We start from the raw sequence: 17,243 nt of genomic DNA, 5'->3' as shown, positions 1-17,243 counted from the left end.
CCTGAGCAGGGGCCACAATGCGGGGGTGGCTGGTGGAGCGCGATTCCGGGGCCTGCTATTGGCCTTTTCCGCGCAGTCCCGCCAACCGGCCGTTCACCTCTTGGGCCGCACGGCGTAACGCCGCCGTGTCCGGGCCGTGCCGCAGCAGGTCGCGCGAAGACGCCGGGAGCAGGCCAGGGAGGCCTTCCCCGAAGACTGCCCGCAAATCCGCCTCGGTTGCCCCCTGCGCCCCGAAACCGGGCGCGAGCACCGGTCCGTTGAGCCGGCTCAGGTCGACTTCCCCAGGAGCCACAGTGGCCCCTACGACCACGCCGACGTCGCCGTACGGCTCAGCACCTGCGTTGTGGTCCGCCGCAGCGTCTACGACGCTCTGAGCGACCGTACGGCCGTCTTCGAGCCGCGCGCGCTGCAACGCGTCCGCTTCCGGGTTGGACGTGCGCGCGAGCACGAAGAGGCCGTTGCCCGCTTCGCGCGCCGCCGCGACAGCCGCGTCGAGCGCGCCGAAGCCGAGGTAGGGCGACACCGTGGCCGCGTCGGCGGTGAAAGCCGCCTTTTCGGCCACGTACGCCGCCGTGTAGGCCGCCATGGTCGAGCCGATGTCACCGCGCTTCACGTCCAGCAGGACGAGCGCTCCGGCGTCGTGAGCGACGTCCACGACGCGTTCGAGCACCGCCACCCCGGCGGGCCCGAACGCCTCGAAGAACGCCGACTGCGGCTTCACGATCGCCGCCACCTCGCCCAGCACCTCCGCGGCGCTGAGCGCGAAGCGTTCGAGCCCGCTCGAGTCGAGCGGCAGGCCCCACGCCTCGATCAGGCCGGGGTGCGGGTCGATCCCGGCGCAGAGCGACCCGCGCGCGGCCACCGCTTCGGCGAGCCGCGTCCCGAATCGCGCGGTCACGACGTCGCCTTCAGCGCCGCCTGGAGGTCCTGCAGGCTGCGCACGCCGATGTCGCCGCGGATTAGCGCTTCGATGCCGTGCACCGCAGCCGCGGCGCCCTGCACCGTGGTGACGCACGGAATGTCGCGCGACACCGCGGCAGTCCGGATTTCGTAACCGTCCACGCGCGGTCCGCTGTTTCCGTACGGCGTGTTGATCACCATGTTGACGTCGCCGGCGAGGATCACGTCGACGATGTTCGGCTCGCCGGTGCCCGGGTCCGGCTCGGAGTGCTTGCGCACCACCGAACAGGCAACCCCGTTGCGCCGCAACACTTCCGCGGTGCCGGAGGTGGCGAGGATCTCGAAGCCGAGATCGGCCAGCCGCTTCACCGGGAAGACCAGCGAACGCTTGTCGCGGTTGGCGACGGAGACGAATACCCGGCCCGAGGTGGGCAGCGATCCGTAGGCGCCGCTTTGCGATTTCGCGAATGCTTTCCCGAAGGAGGTGTCGACGCCCATGACTTCGCCGGTGGATTTCATTTCCGGGCCGAGCAGGGAGTCGACGCCGTGTCCTTCCGGCGTGCGGAACCGGTGGAACGGCAGCACGGCTTCCTTGACCGCGACCGGGGAGTCGGCGGGCATCCGGCCGCCGTCGCCCTCGGCGGGCAGGACTCCGGAGGCGCGCAGGTCCTTGATCGTCGAGCCGGTCATCACCAGCGCCGCGGCCTTCGCCAGCGGGACGGCGGTGGCCTTGGACACGAACGGGACGGTGCGCGAGGCACGCGGGTTCGCTTCCAGGACGTAGAGCACGTCGTCCTTGAGCGCGTACTGCACGTTGAGCAGGCCGCGGACGCCGACGCCGCGCGCGATGGCCTCGGTGGAGCGGCGGACCGCGTCGAGGTCCTGCGCGCCGAGGGTGATCGGCGGCAGCGCGCAGGAGGAGTCGCCGGAGTGGATCCCGGCTTCCTCGATGTGCTCCATCACGCCGCCGAGGTAGAGGTCTTCGCCGTCGAACAGCGCGTCGACGTCGATCTCGATCGCGTCGTCGAGGAACCGGTCCACCAGCACCGGGTGCTCCGGGGTGACCTCGGTCGCGCGGCGGATGTAGCCGGCCAGGGACTCCTCGTCGTAGACGATCTCCATGCCGCGCCCGCCCAGCACGTAGGAGGGGCGGACCAGGACCGGGTAGCCGATCTCGTCGGCGATCCGCTTCGCGCCCTCGAACGAGGTCGCCGTCCCGTACTTCGGCGCGGGCAGCCCGGCTGCGGTGAGGACCTCGCCGAACGCGCCGCGGTCCTCGGCCAGGTCGATCGCCTCCGGCGGCGTCCCGACCACCGGCACCCCGGCGTCGGCGAGGCGCTGCGCGAGCCCGAGCGGGGTCTGCCCGCCCAGCTGCACGATCACGCCGGCGACCGTGCCGGACTGCTGCTCGGCGTGCACGACCTCCAGCACGTCCTCGAACGACAGCGGCTCGAAGTACAGCCGGTCGCTGGTGTCGTAGTCGGTGGACACGGTTTCCGGGTTGCAGTTGACCATCACGGCCTCGAACCCGGCCTCGCGCAACGCGATCGCCGCGTGCACACAGGAGTAGTCGAACTCGATGCCCTGCCCGATCCGGTTCGGCCCGGAGCCGAGGATAAGCACCTTCGGCTTGTCCGACTGGACCGCGACCTCGGAGGTGGCGGCGGGGTCGGTCTCGTAGGCCGAGTAGTGGTACGGGGTCTTCGCCGCGAACTCCGCCGCGCAGGTGTCGACCGTCTTGAACACCGGCCGCACCCCCAGCCGGTGCCGCAGCGCCCGCACGCCGTCCTCGCCCGCCAGCTCCGGCCGCAGCGCGGCGATCTGGCGGTCCGACAGGCCGGTGCGCTTCGCCCGCCGCAGCAGGTCGCCGTCCAGCACCGGTGCGTCGCGGACCTCAGCGCCGACCTCGCCGATGAGAGCGATCTGGTCGATGAACCACGGGTCGATCCCCGACGCCTCGTGCACCTGCTCGACCGTCGCGCCCAGGCGCAGCGCCAGCTCCACCTCGTAGAGACGGCCTTCATGCGGGGTGCGCAGCGAGTCCAGCGTGGACTCGACCGTCGCGCCCTCGGGGTCGGGCTGGGTCCAGAACCCGGTCGCCTTGGTCTCGATCGACCGCATCGCCTTCCCGAGGGCTTCGGGGAAGCTGCGGCCGAACGACATCGCCTCGCCGACCGACTTCATGGTCGTGGTCAGCGTCGGGTCCGCGCCGGGGAACTTCTCGAACGCGAACCGCGGGACCTTCACCACCACGTAGTCCAGCGCGGGCTCGAACGACGCCGGGGTCTCGCCGGTGATGTCGTTGCGGATCTCGTCGAGGGTGTAGCCGATCGCCAGCTTCGCCGCGATCTTCGCGATCGGGAAACCCGTCGCCTTCGACGCCAGCGCGGACGAACGCGACACGCGCGGGTTCATCTCGATCACGACCATCCGGCCGTCGTCCGGGTTGAACGCGAACTGGATGTTGCAGCCGCCGGTGTCCACGCCGACCTCGCGCAGCACCGCGATCCCGACGTCCCGCATCACCTGGTACTCGCGGTCGGTCAAGGTCATCGTCGGCGCGACGGTGACCGAGTCGCCGGTGTGCACGCCCATCGCGTCCACGTTCTCGATCGAGCACACGACCACCACGTTGTCGTGCTTGTCGCGCATCAGCTCGAGCTCGTACTCCTTCCAGCCGAGCACGCTCTCCTCGATCAGCACCTCGGTCACCGGGGACTCCGTGAGCCCGGTCGACGCCAGCCGCTCCAGGTCTTCGGGCGTGTGCGCCATGCCCGAGCCGAGGCCGCCCATCGTGAACGACGGCCGGATGACCACCGGCAGCCCGAGTTCCTCGACGGTGGAACGAACCTCGTCCATGTCGTGGCACACCCGCGACCGCGGCACGTCCGCGCCGACCGTGCGCACGATGTCCTTGAACTTCTGCCGGTCCTCGCCCCGCTGGATCGCGTCGATGTCCGCGCCGATCAGCTCCACGCCGTACTTCTCCAGCACGCCGCGCTCGTGCAACGCGACCGCGCAGTTCAGCGCGGTCTGCCCGCCCAGCGTCGCCAGCAGCGCGTCCGGGCGCTCCGCCGCGATGACCTTCTCCACGAAGTCCGGCGTCACCGGCTCGATGTAGGTCGCGTCCGCGAACTCCGGATCCGTCATGATCGTCGCCGGGTTCGAGTTCACCAGCGACACCCGCAGGCCCTCGGCCCGCAGCACCCGGCAGGCCTGCGTGCCCGAGTAGTCGAACTCGGCCGCCTGCCCGATCACGATCGGCCCGGAGCCGATCACCAGCACGTGCTGGATGTCCGTCCTCTTCGGCATCAGGCCTTCTTCTCCATCAACTCAACGAATTCATCGAACAGGGGCGCGGCGTCGTGCGGACCCGCGGCCGCTTCGGGGTGGTACTGCACGGAAAACGCGGGCACGTCGAACGCGCGCACGCCCTCGACCGTGTCGTCGTTCGGGCAGTAGTGGCTGATCTGCGCGGCCCCGTAAGGGGAATCGAACCGCTGGCCCGGTTCGCCCTCGAGGGCGAAACCGTGGTTCTGCGCGGTGATCGCGACCCGCCCGGTCGCCACGTCGATCACCGGGATGTTGATCCCCCGGTGCCCGTAGCGCATCTTGTAGGTGCCCAATCCCAAGGCGCGGCCCAGGATCTGGTTGCCGAAGCAGATGCCGAACAGCGGAATCCGCTGCTCCAGAACGGTTTTCGTCAACGCCGTCGCGTGCGCGGTCGTCGCCGGGTCGCCCGGGCCGTTGGACAGGAACACCCCGTCCGGCTCCAGCGCCAGCAGTTCCTCCGCGCTCGTGCTCGAGGGCAGCACGTGCACCTCGATGCCCCGCTGCGTCATCAGCCGCGGCGTGTTCGACTTGATCCCCAAGTCCAGCGCCGCGACCCGGAACCGCTTCTCCCCTTGCGCCGCAACGACATACGGCTGGTCCGTGGAGACCTCGCCCGCGAGGTCCGCGCCCTTCATCTGCGGGCTCGCCAGCACCTCCGCGACCATCTGCTCGTCGCTGCCCAGCGCGTCGCCCGAGAACACGCCCGCGCGCATCGCGCCCTGCTCGCGCAGATGCCGCGTCAGCGTGCGGGTGTCCACTTCGGAAATCCCGACCACGCCCTGGCGCACCAGTTCCTCGTCCAGCGACCGCTTCGAGCGCCAGTTCGACGGCGTGCGCGCGGGATCCCGCACCACGTAACCGGAAACCCAGATCCGGGCCGACTCGTCGTCCTCGTCGTTCCAGCCCGTGTTGCCGATCTGCGGCGCGGTCTGCACCACGATCTGCCGGTGGTAGGACGGATCGGTCAGCGTTTCCTGGTATCCCGTCATGCCGGTGCAGAACACCGCCTCGCCCAGGGTCCGCCCGCGCGCGCCGTATGCCGCGCCGCGGAACACCCGGCCGTCTTCGAGAACCAGGGCGGCGGGGCCGCGAGTGCCGGTGCTCACTGGGCACCTCCCTTGATGTCGTGATCGGAAAGTTCGTTGATCCACAATGGATAGTCGTCGAGATCGTCGCCGCGGAACCCGGTGTCCAGCGCGACGTCGCCGAGCTGCCAGGTGATCACCAGCAGCACGTCGGTGCCGGTGACCTTCCCGGCGAGCCGGGAGTCGCGGCGGATCCCGGTGATCGAGGCGCGCGGGATCCAGAAGTCAGGGAGCCCGCCGCGTTCCACGGCCACCCCGTCCGGGTGCAGCCGCCAGACCGCGCCGGACCGCGGGCCCGCGCCGCGCGTGACGATGCGGTCCTGCCAGTTGCCCGCGGTCGTGGTGCCCACGTACACGCCCGTCGATTCCAGCTGGAATTCGCCGGGGTCGGCCGGGACTTCCGGGAACGGGGCGATCCGCGCGCTCTGCGAACGCGCCTTGCGCCGCCAGCCCATCCACATGCCCCACAGGCACAGCAGGAAGAACGCGACGATCCCCAGCGTCAGCAGCAACCGCTCCATCAGCAGATCTTCCCCTCGCGCGCGGTGATCCGCCCGCGCAGCAGGGTCGCCGTCACCACGCCGGGCAACCGCATTCCCTCGTACGGGGTGTTGGCCGCGATGCTGGCCAGTTCGGCCCCGCGCACGGTCCATTCGGCGTCCGGGTCGACCAGCGTCAGGTTCGCCGGTTCGCCCGCTTCGATCGGACGGCCGTGCCCGGACAGGTTCCCGATCTCCGCGGGCCGCTCGCTCATCACCCGGGCGACGCCGCGCCAGTCGAGCAGGCCGGTCTTGACCATCGTCTCGACGACCACCGACAGCGCGGTCTGCAGGCCGAGCATGCCGGGCCGGGCCGCGGCCCACTCGGTGTCCTTGTCCTGCACCGCGTGCGGCGCGTGGTCGGTGGCGACGCAGTCCACGACGCCCTCGGCCAGCGCGGCGCGCAGCTTCTCCGCGTCGCCGCCGGTGCGCAGCGGCGGGTTGACCTTGTTGACCGGGTCGTAGGTCTCCAGCCGGTCGTCGGTCAGCAGCAGGTGGTGCGGCGTGACCTCGGCCGACACCTTCGTGCCCCGTTCCTTCGCCCAGCGCAGGACGTCGACCGTGCCCGCGGTGGAGACGTGGCAGACGTGCAGCCGCGCGTTCGCGTGCAGCGCCAGCAGGCAGTCGCGCGCGACGATCGATTCCTCCGCCGACGCCGGCCAGCCCGCGTAGCCCAGCCGCGACGCCTGCTCGCCCTCGTGCGCCTGCGCGCCGACGGTGAGCCGCGGTTCTTCGGCGTGCTGGGCGATCACCGCGTCGAGCGCGGTCGAGTACTCCAGCGCACGGCGCATCAGCAGCGGGTCCGCGACGCACACGCCGTCGTCGGAGAAGACCCGCACCGCCGCGGTGCCCTTCGCCATCGTGCCCAGTTCGGCGAGCTTCTCGCCCTTGAGCCCGACGGTGACCGCGCCGACCGGGTGGACGTCGACCAGGCCGACCTCCTGCCCGCGCCGCCACACGTGGTCGGTGACGAGCGCGTTGTCGGCGACCGGATCGGTGTTGGCCATGGCGAACACGGCGGTGTAGCCGCCGAGCGCGGCCGCGGCGGATCCGCTGTCGATGGTCTCGGTGTCTTCGCGGCCCGGCTCGCGCAGGTGCGTGTGCAGGTCGACGAACCCGGGCAGCAGGATCTGGCCCTCGGCGTCGAGCACCTCGGCGCCCTCGGGAACGTCCACCTCGCCGATCGCGGCGATCACACCGTCCTCGACCAGGACGTCCACCGGCTCGCCCTCGCCGTACGGGCGGGCACCCTTGATCACGATGCTCACGCGGCAGCTCCTTCACTGGCCAGCAGGTGGTAGAGGACCGCCATGCGCACGTGGACGCCGTTGCGGACCTGTTCGGTAATGGCTGAGGAGGGGGAATCCGCGACCGCGGAGGCGATCTCCATGCCGCGCAGCATCGGGCCGGGGTGCAGCACGACGGCGTGGTCCGGCAGCAGCGCCTGGCGCCGCTCGGAGAGCCCGTAGGAGATCGAATACTCGCGCGCGGAGGGGAAGAACCCGCCGTGCATGCGCTCGGCTTGGACGCGCAGCATCATCACCGCGTCGACCGCGGGCAGCTCGGCGTCGAGGTCGTGCGACACGGTGACCGGCAGCTTTTCGACGCCGACCGGCAGCAGCGTCGGCGGCGCGACGAGCACCACCTCCGCGCCGAGGGTGCTGAGCAGGTGGATGTTCGAGCGCGCGACCCGGCTGTGCAGGACGTCGCCGACGATCGCGATCCGCCGGTCCTTCAGGGAACCGAGACGTTCGCGCAGCGTCGCCGCGTCCAGCAGCGCCTGGGTGGGGTGCTCGTGCATGCCGTCGCCCGCGTTGACCACCGCGGTGCCCGGTCCGGCGAGCCAGCCCGACAGCCGGTGCGCGGCCCCCGAGGCGGGGTGCCGGATGATCACGCAGTCGGCGCCCGCGGCGGCCAGCGTGAGCGCGGTGTCCCGCAGCGATTCGCCCTTGTTCACCGAGGAACTGGACGCCGAGACGTTGATCACGTCCGCGCTCATCCACTTCCCGGCGATCTCGAACGACACCCGCGTGCGCGTCGAGTTTTCGTAGAACAGCGTGATCACCGTGCGGCCGCGCAGCGTCGGCAGCTTCTTGACCTCGCGGCCGAGCAGCGTGTGCTTGAGCTCGTCGGCGGTGTCGAGCACGGCGGTCGCGGTGTCCGCGTCGAGCCCGTCGGTGGCGAGCAGGTGCTTCACCGGGTTTCTCCTTCCGGCGCGCGCAGCAGCACCGCGTCCCGGCCGTCGGTTTCGGACAGCAGCACGGAGACGCCTTCGGCGCGCGCGGTGGGCACGTTCTTGCCGACGTAGTCGGCGCGGATCGGCAGCTCGCGGTGGCCGCGGTCGACGAGCACGGCGAGCTGGACGGCACGCGGGCGGCCGTGGTCGCGCAGGGCGTCGAGGGCGGCGCGGATCGTGCGGCCGGAGAACAGGACGTCGTCGACGAGGATGACGACCCGGTTGTCGATCCCGCCCGGCGGCAGCTGCGTCTGCTCGAGCGCGCGCGGCGGACGGCGGCGGAGATCGTCGCGGTAGAGGGTGACGTCGAGGGCGCCGTGCGACGGCTCGGCCCCGGCGAACTCGCCGATCTTCCCGGCGAGGCGCGCGGCGAGCGGAGTGCCGCGGGTGGGGATGCCGAGCAGCACCGGGTACTGCTCCGGCGGACCGGCTCCGAGAGCGGTCTTCTCGATGACCTGGTGGGCCATCCTCGCGATCGTGCGCGCGACATCGCCGGCAGAAAGCAGCTCGCGCTCTCCCGCCGGCTCCGCCGCGCCACGCGGACGTGACGACAAGGCGGACCTCCTTCCCCGCCTCTCTGGACGGGTCCTTAAAGGACGTCGGCAACCGGCTGCTGCCGGAAACCGCACCGACAGTAGCAGGACCGGTCAATCAGTCTTCCGGGTGGTACGCGCACGGCCGCCACCTGCGCGGACCGACCTTCTGCTTGACCTGGTGACAACTATGCGTAACCATTACTCTGAGTATTCGACTCGAGGAGTCCCCGGCTCCGGTCCTCCCGGCCGGGCAGGGGCGATGAAACGGAGAACCACCAGATGGGCGATTACGCCAAGGCGCTCGGGGCCAAGCTCCGCGGGATCCGCCAGCAGCAAGGCCTGTCCCTGCACGGGGTCGAGCAGAAGTCCGGCGGACGCTGGAAGGCCGTCGTGGTCGGCTCGTACGAGCGCGGCGACCGGGCGGTCACCGTCCAGAAGCTGGCCGAGCTGGCGGACTTCTACGGCGTGCCGGTGGTCGAACTGCTGCCGGAGGGCCGGGTCCCCTCGGGAGCCGAGCCCGCCACGAAGATCGTGATCAACCTGGAGCGGCTCCAGCAGCTCCCCGCGGAGAAGGTCGGCCCGCTCGCCCGGTACGCGGCGACGATCCAGAGCCAGCGCGGCGACTACAACGGCAAGGTGCTCTCCATCCGCACCGAGGACCTGCGCTCGCTCGCCATCATCTACGACATGACCCCCGGCGAGCTGACCGAGCAGCTCATCGACTGGGGCGTCCTCCCGCCGGAAGCCCGCCCGTCCAAAGAGGACTGAGCACTGATGGCGGCAACGGCCGTGCACGACGCGGCGGGCTTCCCGCACCCGGGGAACCGGGAACGCCCGCCGCGCTTCGGATGAGGCTCCGACCGCCGCGGTTCCGCGCTGTCCGGCCGGGCCTCGGGCGATCCGGGGTGCCCGCGACCGTTGACCTGCTGTGTTCCGCTCTTCGGCGAACGCCGTAATTGCCCACGTTTTCCGTGTTGAGAACCCGGATTCGTTCCGGATTCCGGCGCATTTCCGCTTCGCACCGCAGCGCCGCCCAGGACTTTTCCTCGCGGCCGCTGCCCCGCTCCGAGCTTCGGACGCCCGAGCGGATTCCCTTGCCTGGCTTGCAGTTTCGCGCCGAGAGCTTGCCCGCCGCCGCGAACCTGAATCGCCGAGACCAAGCAGTGCGGTAATTCCGCGCTGAGCATTTCGCCCGCTCGCGACCGGTTTCCGCCCCAGGCACGCTCTCCCGGCATCGGCGGCTGTCCGGTCCCGCTGCTTTCCCGCCCGCGACATTCCTGCTCCGGGCAGCGGTTTCTCTCCCCCGCCTGGAAACCGTTGCCCCGTCGCGGTTTCCCCGGCAGCATGCGCGGCACTGCTCCGGCGGGTTGCTCACTCACCGCAGCGAATCCGGAAGACCGCCGCCCCGGCTCGCCGCGCGCCCGCCCGGATTCTGCCGCCGCGAAGGGCGCCCGCCGACCGGTTCTGATTCCGCTCGGTGATCAATTTTCTCCCGGACGCCCCTCGCGCCGGCCGCCGCGGTCCGGCGGTGACCCGATCAGGCAGCGGCCAATCAGGTGGCCGCTTTCCCCCAGCCGGGTTACCTCCGACTACCGAGCCGCGAGGGCTAAAGGACCGCGCGCAGCCGGTCGGCGATCGTGCCGATGCGGCCGAGGACGCCGTTGATGAACCGCGGCGAGTCGTCCGTCGAAAGTTCCTTCGCGAGGCCGACCGCCTCGTCGATCGCGACCGCGTCCGGGACGTCGCCCGACCACAGCATCTCGTACACGCCGACGCGCAGGACCGCCAAGTCCACCGGCGGCATCCGCTCGAGGGTCCAGCCCTGCGAGTGTTCCGCGAGAAGTTCGTCGATCCGCTCGCGGTGGGCCGTGACGCCCTCCACGACGGTGATCGTGTAGTCCGCGACCGGGTCGACCTCGACCGCGCCGACCCGGTCGGCCAGCAGCGTGACCGCGTCGGCGGACCGCTGGGCGGCCTCGTACAGCATCTCGACCGCGCGCCGGCGCGCCTGCCGCCTGCTGATCGCGCCGCCGCGGTTCGGGTGCGGGGGAAGCTTGTCCGCCATCAGCTGGAGACGCGGCCGAGGTAACGGCCGTCGCGGGTGTCGACCTTGATCTTCTCGCCGGTCGTGAGGAACAGCGGGACCTGGATCTCCGCGCCGGTCTCGAGCGTCGCCGGCTTGGTGCCCCCGGTGGAGCGGTCGCCCTGCAGGCCCGGGTCGGTGTGCTGGACGACCAGCTCGACCGAGGTCGGCAGCTCGACGTACAGCGGCTCGCTCTCGTGCACCGCGACCTGGACCTCGGTGTTCTCGAGCAGGTAGTTCGCGTTGTCGCCGACGGTCTCGGCGGGCACGGTGATCTGGTCGTAGGTGTCGCCGTCCATGAAGACGAAGTCCGCGCCGTCCTTGTACAGGTACGTCATGTTCCGGCGGTCCACCGTGGCCGTCTCGACCTTCGTGCCCGCGTTGAAGGTCTTGTCGACGACCTTGCCGGTCAGCACGTGCTTGAGCGTGGTGCGCACGAACGCACCGCCCTTGCCCGGCTTGACGTGCTGGAACGCGGTGACGCTCCACAGCTGGCCGTCCAGCTTGAGGACGAGTCCGTTCTTCAGGTCGTTGGTGGTGGCCACGAGTCTTCAGGTCTCCTGTGTTCGATCTCTTCGGCCGCGGCCGTCAGACGGCCACGAGGTCCTTGGTGCTCAGGGTGAGGAGTTCGGGTCCGGAGTCCCGCACGACGAGCGTGTCCTCGATGCGCACGCCACCGCGCCCCGCGAGGTACACGCCGGGCTCGACGGTGACCGCCATACCGGCGGACAGTGTACCGACGCCCGCTGCGGCGAGACTCGGTGCCTCATGCACTTCCAGCCCGACGCCGTGCCCGAGACCGTGCGCGAACTGCTCGCCGTACCCCGCGTCGGCGATCACCGAGCGGGCCGCGGCGTCCACTTCGGACACCACAGCGCCGGGCTGGACGGCCTCGCAGCCCGCCGCCTGCGCGCGGTGCACCAGGTCGTAGATCTCGCGCTGCCAGTCCGCGGGTTCGCCGATGACGACCATGCGGGTCATGTCCGAGTGGTAGCCGTCGACGGTGGCGCCGAAGTCGAATTTCACGAAGTCGCCGCGGTTCAGTTCGGCCCCGGTCGGGCGGTGGTGCGGAATCGCCGAGTTCGGCCCGGCGGCGACGATGGATTCGAAGGAGATCCCGGACGAACCGTGCTCCAGCATCCGGTTCTCCAGGTCGCGGGCCACTTCCAGTTCGGTCCGGCCCGGCCGCACTCCCCCGGCCTCGATCAGGGCGGCGAGCGCGCGGTCGGCGGCGGCGCACGCGGCGCGCAGGGCGGCGACCTCGACCTCGTCCTTGACCACTCGCAGCTGCTCGACCAGGCCCGGCGTGCGGACCAGTTCGACCCGGTCGAAGCGCACCTTGAGGTTCTCGTGCTCCTCGACGCTCACGTGCTGGCTCTCGAACCCGGTCCGGCCGTAGCCCTGCTCCGCGGCGTGCACCGCGAGCGCGCGGGCGCTGGCGCGGTCGAGCACGCGCTCCAGGTCGGGCACCTCCGACTCCGACTGGGTCGTGTAGCGCCCGTCGGTGCAGAACAGGGTCTTCGCGTCGCCTGCCGCGTGCAGCAGCAGCGCGGCGTTCGACCCGGTGAACCCGGTCAGGTAGCGGATGTTGAGCAGATCGGTGACCAGCAGCGCGTCGACCCCGTTCTCGTGGAGCAGGGCGGCGAGCGCGGCGCGGCGGCGAGCGTGGATTTCCGGCACGCGACCAGCTTAACCAGCGGCTTCCGACCCCTGTTCGGGCACGGTTTCAGCGCGGCTCCGGCACGGTTCCGGCGCGGCGGGGAGGACGGCCTACTGGCGGTTAACTTCGGCGCGCCTACACTCCGTCCATGCTGGGTGCCTGGTTGACGCGCGGGCTGGTCATGGCGGTCGTGCACGCCGCCGCGATGACGCTGCTCGCCAAGTGGTCCGTGTTCCACCCGACCGGCCAGACGCTGTTCACGTCGCTCGCCATCGCCGTGCTGGTCGGCGTGGCGGCGCTGTGGAGCGCGATCGACGGCTGGCGCGGCCTGCGCGACAGAGGGCGCGCGTGGTTCATCGCCTCCCTGGTCGCGGGCGTGTGCTCGGGCATCCTGTACGTGATCGGGCGGGCGATTTTCGTCGACCAGACCGGGGTTTCCGAACTGCGCGCCGCGCTCACCGGCGGGGCGGCGTTCTCCGCGCTGCTGGTACTGGTGCCCGCCGGGCTGGGATTGTTCGTCGGCGGCCGGATCCGGCGTCCGGCCGAGGACGCCGATGCCGACTGCGAGCCGGAGCCCGACGACGAGGACGAAGACGGCACCGGCAGCCGTTCCGGCGAACTCGAACTCCCGCCGAGCCCGGCCCCGCGGGAGGAGAAGCCGCCGGCCGAGAAGCCGAAGCCGTCTCCGGTCAGCCGCCAAGCGGCAAACCGCGCGCGGCGCCGTCCCACTGTTGCGGGTCGATCTCCTGCACCCCGGAACCGTTGAGCGACACGATCGTCGTGTCCGGCAGGCCGTAAAGCTGCCCGTCGAGCACCATGCCGTAGCCGCGGCCGTACGCGTGCACGACGGTCGCCCCCGAACGCAGGCGGGTTTTCACCGGCACCTCCGGCACCTGCGGCAACGGCCGGTTCACCAGTTCCCCGGCGAGCACCTCGGCGACTGAACGCCGGTCGATCCGGATCCGCTCGCCGCGGCGGTAGAGGTCGATCATGCGGTCCGGCGAGGGCATCGCGACGCCGTCGAAGGTCGCCGTGCTGCGCGCCGGGGTCGAGCAGCCGCCCGCGCCCTTCACGTCGAGCCCGAAGTGCTTCAGCCCGGTCGGCGCGCCCGACGGGCCGATCTCGGTGGCGCGCACGACGTCCAGCGAAACCAGGTCGCACGGGTCGCTGACCGACGTCGGCGCGTGCCCGTCGGGACGGCGGACGAGGCCGGGGCCTTCCTTCCACGCGCCCGGGATCACGACCGGTTTGTACGGCTGCATCGTGAAATCGCGGTCCCAGAAGGTGATCGTGGTGCCGTCCGCGGTTTCGTGCGCGATGGCGAAGGCGTCGAGCGCGCCGACCCACTCCAGGTCGACGCTGAACGCGTCGACCACCGAACGGGTCCGCGGCGCGGCGGTGGTCGCGGTGGGCTCGAAACCCTTCTCCCCCAAGGCTTCGACGCCCTCGCGGAACGCCGGGTCGTGCGCCCGGATCACGAACTGGCCCGCCCCGTTCCACCCCGCCGCGCGGCCGGTGGTGTCGGTGAACATCAGGTAGTACCAGCCGTCGAGGAAGACTACCGAGGGCTGGCCGGCGCCGTAGACGTTGGCGCGGTGGACGTCGTGGGACGCGCCGAGAATCGGTTTGCCGCCGTTCGAACGGGTCCAGTGGATGCCGTCCGGGCTGGTGGCCATGCCGATCGCGTTGCCGAGCGCGTGGTCGCCCGCCGCGCCGGTGTAGTACATGAAGTAGGTGCCGCCGACGCGCAGCACGGACGGGTCGCAGGTGTGCATGCCGTCGAAGTTGCCGGGCGCGCCGGACAGGACCGCCGCGGGCGCGCCGCCGCCCGGCCCGGTGAAGGGTCCGTCGGCCGAGGGACCTTCGGCGTAGAGGATGTCGTCCCCCGGCGGCGGGGCGCTGCTGTACTGGCTGCACCACCAGATCCGGGTGCGGCCGTTCTCGACCATCACGGTGGGGCCGTAGTTGTAGGACGCGTCCGCGGCCCCGGCCGCCACGACGCCGCCGCTCTGCCTGCTGGCCCCCGCGGCGAGCGCGACGTCCGCCGCCCGAGGCGGATCCTTGGGAGTTTGCGGTGCCCCGCCCGCGATGCCGCCGTGCCCGGTGCCCTCGGCCTGCGGCTGCGCCAACGTCTGACTGCACCCGGAAACGAGGGATCCGGCGATCAGCAGCGAGAGCAGCTGACGCACGGGTCGCCGACCCCCACGACGAAACGGGTGCATGATCGCCGAGTGTAGCGACAGCGGCACCGGATGGGTGAACCACGTCGCGCATCCGCCGGTCAGACGGCGGGTTTACCGGGGGCTTGCTTTTCGGCTGGTGCGCGGTGGTCTTTCGCCCGCTGGCCTGGGGTGGCTGCCTGGCGTCGGGCGGGGCATGGCTGTCCGCGCCAAGTCTGGCGGTTGTTGCGGGCGCGGGGTCTCTGAAAGCCCGCCCTGCTGCCTGAACCGCCCCGCCGCAAAGTCAGGACGAGCGCGCGGCAATCCAGCGCAACACGAACCCGCAACCATCCGCCTCAACGCCAGCGATCCCGCCGGTCGCGATGCACGAAAGCCCGCCGTGCGCCCGAAACCACCTCGTCACAGCTCCCGCCGCGAGGTCGGGACGTGTGCACCGCAATCCAGCTCAATGCGAGCCCTTGGCTACCCGCCCCAAAACCAGCTATCCCGCAGGTTGCGGGGGTCCGCGGGGAGGTCAGGACGCGTGCGCGGCAATCCAGCGCAACGCGAGCCCGTGACCATCCGCCCCAAACCAGCGATCACGCCGGTCCCGAAGCTCCCGCCGCGAAGTCAGGACGCGTGCGCGGCAATCCAGCGCAACGCGAGCCCGTAACCGTCCACGCCGAGGCCGACGATCACCCCGGTCGCGATGTCGGAAAGCACGCTGTGGTGCCGGAATTCCTCGCGTTTGTGCACGTTGCTGATGTGCAGTTCGATCAGCGGTGCGGTGAGCTGCGCGGCGGCGTCGCGGACGGCGATCGAGTAGTGGGTCCACGCGCCCGCGTTCAGCACGACCGGCGCGCCCGCGTCGGCGGCCTCGTGCAGCCAGCCGACCAGTTCGCCCTCGTGGTCGGTCTGACGCACCTCGACGTCGAGGCCCAGTTCCTGGCCGGTCGAGACGCACAGTTGCGCGAGGTCGTCATGAGTGGTGGAGCCGTAGACATCCGGCTCGCGTTTGCCGAGGCGGCCCAGGTTGGGGCCGTTGAACACGAACGTCTTCACAGCAGCACGCTCCCGCCGTTTCCGGAGGGCTCGGCCGCGATCGCCGAGTACGCGGCGGCGAGCAGCGACGGGTCGGGGCCTTCCAGCCTGCCGGGTTTGGCGAGCCCGTCGAGGACGACGAAGCGCAGCACGCCGGAGCGGGTTTTCTTGTCGCCCTTCATGGTTTCCAGCAGCTGCGACAGCGCGTCCGGGTCGTAGGCGGTGGGCAGGCCGATCAGTTTGAGCACCGAGGCGTGGCGGTCGGCGGTGGCGTCGTCGAGGCGTCCGGCGAGGCGGGCCAGTTCCGCCGCGAACACCAGGCCGACGCTGACCGCCGCGCCGTGACGCCAGCGGTAGCGCTCGCGGCGTTCGATGGCGTGGCCGAGGGTGTGGCCGTAGTTGAGGATTTCGCGCAGGTCGGACTCGCGCAGGTCGGCCGCGACGACGTCGGCCTTCACCTGGATCGAGCGGCGGACCAGTTCAGCGAGCACGTCGCCGGTCGGGTCGAGCGCCTGCTCCGGGTCGGCCTCGATCAGTTCGAGGATGCGCGGGTCGGCGATGAAACCGGTCTTGACGATCTCGGCCATGCCGGCGACGAGTTCGTTGCGCGGCAAGGATTCCAGCGTCGCGAGGTCGACCAGGACGGCGGAGGGCTCGTGGAAGACGCCGACGAGGTTCTTGCCCGCTTCGGTGTTGATGCCGGTCTTCCCGCCGACCGCCGCGTCGACCATGCCGAGCAGCGTCGTCGGCACGTTCACCAGCCGGACGCCGCGCATCCAGGTGCCCGCGACGAACCCGGCGAGGTCGGTGACCGCCCCGCCGCCGAGCGCGACGACCACGCCGCGCCGGTCCAGCCCGATCCGGCCGAGCACCTCCCAGCAGAAACTGGCGACCGAGAACGCCTTGCCGTCCTCCGCGTCGGGAATCTCGACGCGGTGCGCGTCGAGCCCGGCCGCGGCCAGCTCGTCGCGAACGGCCTCGGCGGTGGCGGTGAGCGTCGGCGGGTGGATCAGCGCGACCTTCGACGCGTCGGCGAGCTGCTCGGTGAGTTCGCCGAGCAGGCCGCGCCCCACGAGCACGTCGTACGGCTGCGCGGTGGCGACCCGGATCCGGACGGGCGGGGTGGCGGACACGGTTCTCCTCACTGCTCCCGGACCGGGAGGTCCTGGGCGGGGTGGTGACTCAACGGCATCGGCTGGGTGCGGCCGAGGCTGGTGCGGACGGGGTGGCTGGCGGTGGGATGCTGGTCCGCGGCGGGGACGGCCGAGGCCAGCAGATCCGGCGAACCGGTCGGCACGACTCGGCCCGCGGCGCGCGGTTCGGCGTGGCTGACCTGCCAAGGCAGGCCCGCAGACCGGTCTCCGGCAACGCGGCTCGGCGCGGCCGACCGGGCAGCCGCGCTCGGACCTCGCTGACCGATTGTCCGGCAGGGCCATCGAACCGGCCAGCCGGTCCGGCTCGACTCGGCCGACCGCAGTTGGCTCGGCGGGGCCAGCGGACTCGGCCAACCGATCCGGCGCGACCCGGCGAACCGCAGTCGGCTCGGCACGGCCAGCCGAGCGAGGCCGAGCTGGCTCCACTGGCGGATCTCCGGCAGGGACTGCGGAGTCGGCCAACCGATCCGGCGCGACCCGGCGGGCCGCGGTTGGCTCGGCGCGGCCAGAAGGGCGG

At 71.3% G+C, this 17,243-nt stretch carries 16 protein-coding genes; 2 read left to right on the top strand and 14 right to left on the bottom strand.

The annotated features are described in order from the left end of the window. Window positions 1–55: 55 nt before the first annotated feature. Genes pyrF through pyrR form a run of 7 tightly spaced genes read right to left on the bottom strand, consistent with a single transcriptional unit; the run spans window position 56 to window position 8,647 of the window. On the bottom strand, window positions 56–898 hold the full coding sequence (gene pyrF / locus WA670_RS18240; protein ID WP_336158344.1) for an orotidine-5'-phosphate decarboxylase: 843 nt from the start codon (window positions 896–898) through the stop codon (window positions 56–58). After that, window positions 895–4,212, bottom strand: a complete 3,318-nt coding sequence (gene carB / locus WA670_RS18235) for a carbamoyl-phosphate synthase large subunit (protein ID WP_037818936.1) — start codon at window positions 4,210–4,212, stop codon at window positions 895–897. The genes pyrF and carB overlap by 4 nt, the downstream gene beginning before the upstream one ends. Beyond that, on the bottom strand, window positions 4,212–5,339 hold the full coding sequence (carA, locus tag WA670_RS18230; RefSeq protein WP_037818937.1) for a glutamine-hydrolyzing carbamoyl-phosphate synthase small subunit: 1,128 nt from the start codon (window positions 5,337–5,339) through the stop codon (window positions 4,212–4,214). Before carA ends, carB begins: the two co-directional genes overlap by 1 nt. Beyond that, a complete protein-coding gene (locus WA670_RS18225) occupies window positions 5,336–5,839 on the bottom strand; it encodes a PH-like domain-containing protein (protein ID WP_336158343.1) in 504 nt (167 codons plus the stop codon). Before WA670_RS18225 ends, carA begins: the two co-directional genes overlap by 4 nt. Further along, entirely contained in the window at window positions 5,839–7,125 is a 1,287-nt protein-coding gene (locus WA670_RS18220) for a dihydroorotase (RefSeq protein ID WP_037818940.1), read from the bottom strand. The genes WA670_RS18225 and WA670_RS18220 overlap by 1 nt, the downstream gene beginning before the upstream one ends. Further along, window positions 7,122–8,054, bottom strand: a complete 933-nt coding sequence (locus tag WA670_RS18215) for an aspartate carbamoyltransferase catalytic subunit (protein ID WP_037818941.1) — start codon at window positions 8,052–8,054, stop codon at window positions 7,122–7,124. The genes WA670_RS18220 and WA670_RS18215 overlap by 4 nt, the downstream gene beginning before the upstream one ends. After that, window positions 8,051–8,647 carry a bifunctional pyr operon transcriptional regulator/uracil phosphoribosyltransferase PyrR gene (gene pyrR, locus WA670_RS18210; RefSeq protein ID WP_037818943.1) on the bottom strand — a complete coding sequence of 199 codons (597 nt, stop codon included), beginning with the start codon at window positions 8,645–8,647 and terminating at the stop codon, window positions 8,051–8,053. The genes WA670_RS18215 and pyrR overlap by 4 nt, the downstream gene beginning before the upstream one ends. Before the next feature lie 261 nt (window positions 8,648–8,908). On the opposite strand from pyrR, the gene bldD reads away from it, so the two are divergent. Then, window positions 8,909–9,397, top strand: coding sequence for a transcriptional regulator BldD (gene bldD / locus WA670_RS18205; protein ID WP_003096372.1), 489 nt, complete (start codon window positions 8,909–8,911; stop codon window positions 9,395–9,397). 838 nt (window positions 9,398–10,235) lie between these two features. Here bldD and nusB read toward each other — a convergent pair. From nusB to WA670_RS18190, 3 genes are read right to left on the bottom strand one after another with little or no spacing between them, the layout of a single operon-like run. Then, on the bottom strand, window positions 10,236–10,694 hold the full coding sequence (nusB, locus tag WA670_RS18200; RefSeq protein ID WP_037818946.1) for a transcription antitermination factor NusB: 459 nt from the start codon (window positions 10,692–10,694) through the stop codon (window positions 10,236–10,238). Next, the gene (gene efp / locus WA670_RS18195; protein ID WP_037818947.1) at window positions 10,694–11,257 is read right to left on the bottom strand and encodes an elongation factor P; all 564 of its coding nucleotides are present in this window, start codon (window positions 11,255–11,257) and stop codon (window positions 10,694–10,696) included. Before efp ends, nusB begins: the two co-directional genes overlap by 1 nt. 43 nt (window positions 11,258–11,300) lie before the next feature. Further along, window positions 11,301–12,392 carry a M24 family metallopeptidase gene (locus WA670_RS18190; protein ID WP_037818948.1) on the bottom strand — a complete coding sequence of 364 codons (1,092 nt, stop codon included), beginning with the start codon at window positions 12,390–12,392 and terminating at the stop codon, window positions 11,301–11,303. A 128-nt stretch (window positions 12,393–12,520) separates the two neighbouring features. On the opposite strand from WA670_RS18190, the gene WA670_RS18185 reads away from it, so the two are divergent. After that, window positions 12,521–13,138 (top strand): B-4DMT family transporter, encoded by a 618-nt coding sequence (locus WA670_RS18185; protein ID WP_336158342.1) that lies wholly within the window; start codon window positions 12,521–12,523, stop codon window positions 13,136–13,138. On the opposite strand, the gene WA670_RS18180 is transcribed toward WA670_RS18185, so the two are convergent. The 4 genes from WA670_RS18180 to WA670_RS18165 all read right to left on the bottom strand — a co-directional run bounded on the left by WA670_RS18180 (window position 13,062) and on the right by WA670_RS18165 (window position 16,869). Further along, entirely contained in the window at window positions 13,062–14,552 is a 1,491-nt protein-coding gene (locus WA670_RS18180; protein WP_336158453.1) for a beta-xylosidase, read from the bottom strand. The two genes, WA670_RS18185 and WA670_RS18180, sit on opposite strands and share 77 nt — an antisense overlap. Before the next feature lie 609 nt (window positions 14,553–15,161). Continuing rightward, a complete protein-coding gene (gene aroQ / locus WA670_RS18175) occupies window positions 15,162–15,593 on the bottom strand; it encodes a type II 3-dehydroquinate dehydratase (RefSeq protein WP_037818952.1) in 432 nt (143 codons plus the stop codon). Beyond that, window positions 15,590–16,705 (bottom strand): 3-dehydroquinate synthase, encoded by a 1,116-nt coding sequence (gene aroB, locus WA670_RS18170; RefSeq protein WP_134666321.1) that lies wholly within the window; start codon window positions 16,703–16,705, stop codon window positions 15,590–15,592. Before aroB ends, aroQ begins: the two co-directional genes overlap by 4 nt. 8 nt (window positions 16,706–16,713) lie before the next feature. Further along, window positions 16,714–16,869, bottom strand: coding sequence for a hypothetical protein (locus WA670_RS18165; protein WP_336158341.1), 156 nt, complete (start codon window positions 16,867–16,869; stop codon window positions 16,714–16,716). Between the last annotated feature and the right edge of the window lie 374 nt (window positions 16,870–17,243).

The organism is Amycolatopsis sp. VC5-11, assembly GCF_037034185.1.
GTDB classification, from domain to species: domain Bacteria; phylum Actinomycetota; class Actinomycetes; order Mycobacteriales; family Pseudonocardiaceae; genus Amycolatopsis; species Amycolatopsis nivea.
The sequence above is the reverse complement of the archived record's forward strand: the minus strand, read 5'-3'. Positions and strand labels throughout refer to the sequence as shown.

Excerpts from the sequence above, each read along its gene's own strand:
- WA670_RS18225 (WP_336158343.1), bottom strand. The coding sequence starts at position 5,839 with ATGGAGCGGTTGCTGCTGACGCTGGGGATCGTCGCGTTCTTCCTGCTG.
- WA670_RS18185 (WP_336158342.1), top strand. The coding sequence starts at position 12,521 with ATGCTGGGTGCCTGGTTGACGCGCGGGCTGGTCATGGCGGTCGTGCAC.
- carB (WP_037818936.1), bottom strand. The coding sequence starts at position 4,212 with ATGCCGAAGAGGACGGACATCCAGCACGTGCTGGTGATCGGCTCCGGG.
- nusB (WP_037818946.1), bottom strand. The coding sequence starts at position 10,694 with ATGGCGGACAAGCTTCCCCCGCACCCGAACCGCGGCGGCGCGATCAGC.
- bldD (WP_003096372.1), top strand. The coding sequence starts at position 8,909 with ATGGGCGATTACGCCAAGGCGCTCGGGGCCAAGCTCCGCGGGATCCGC.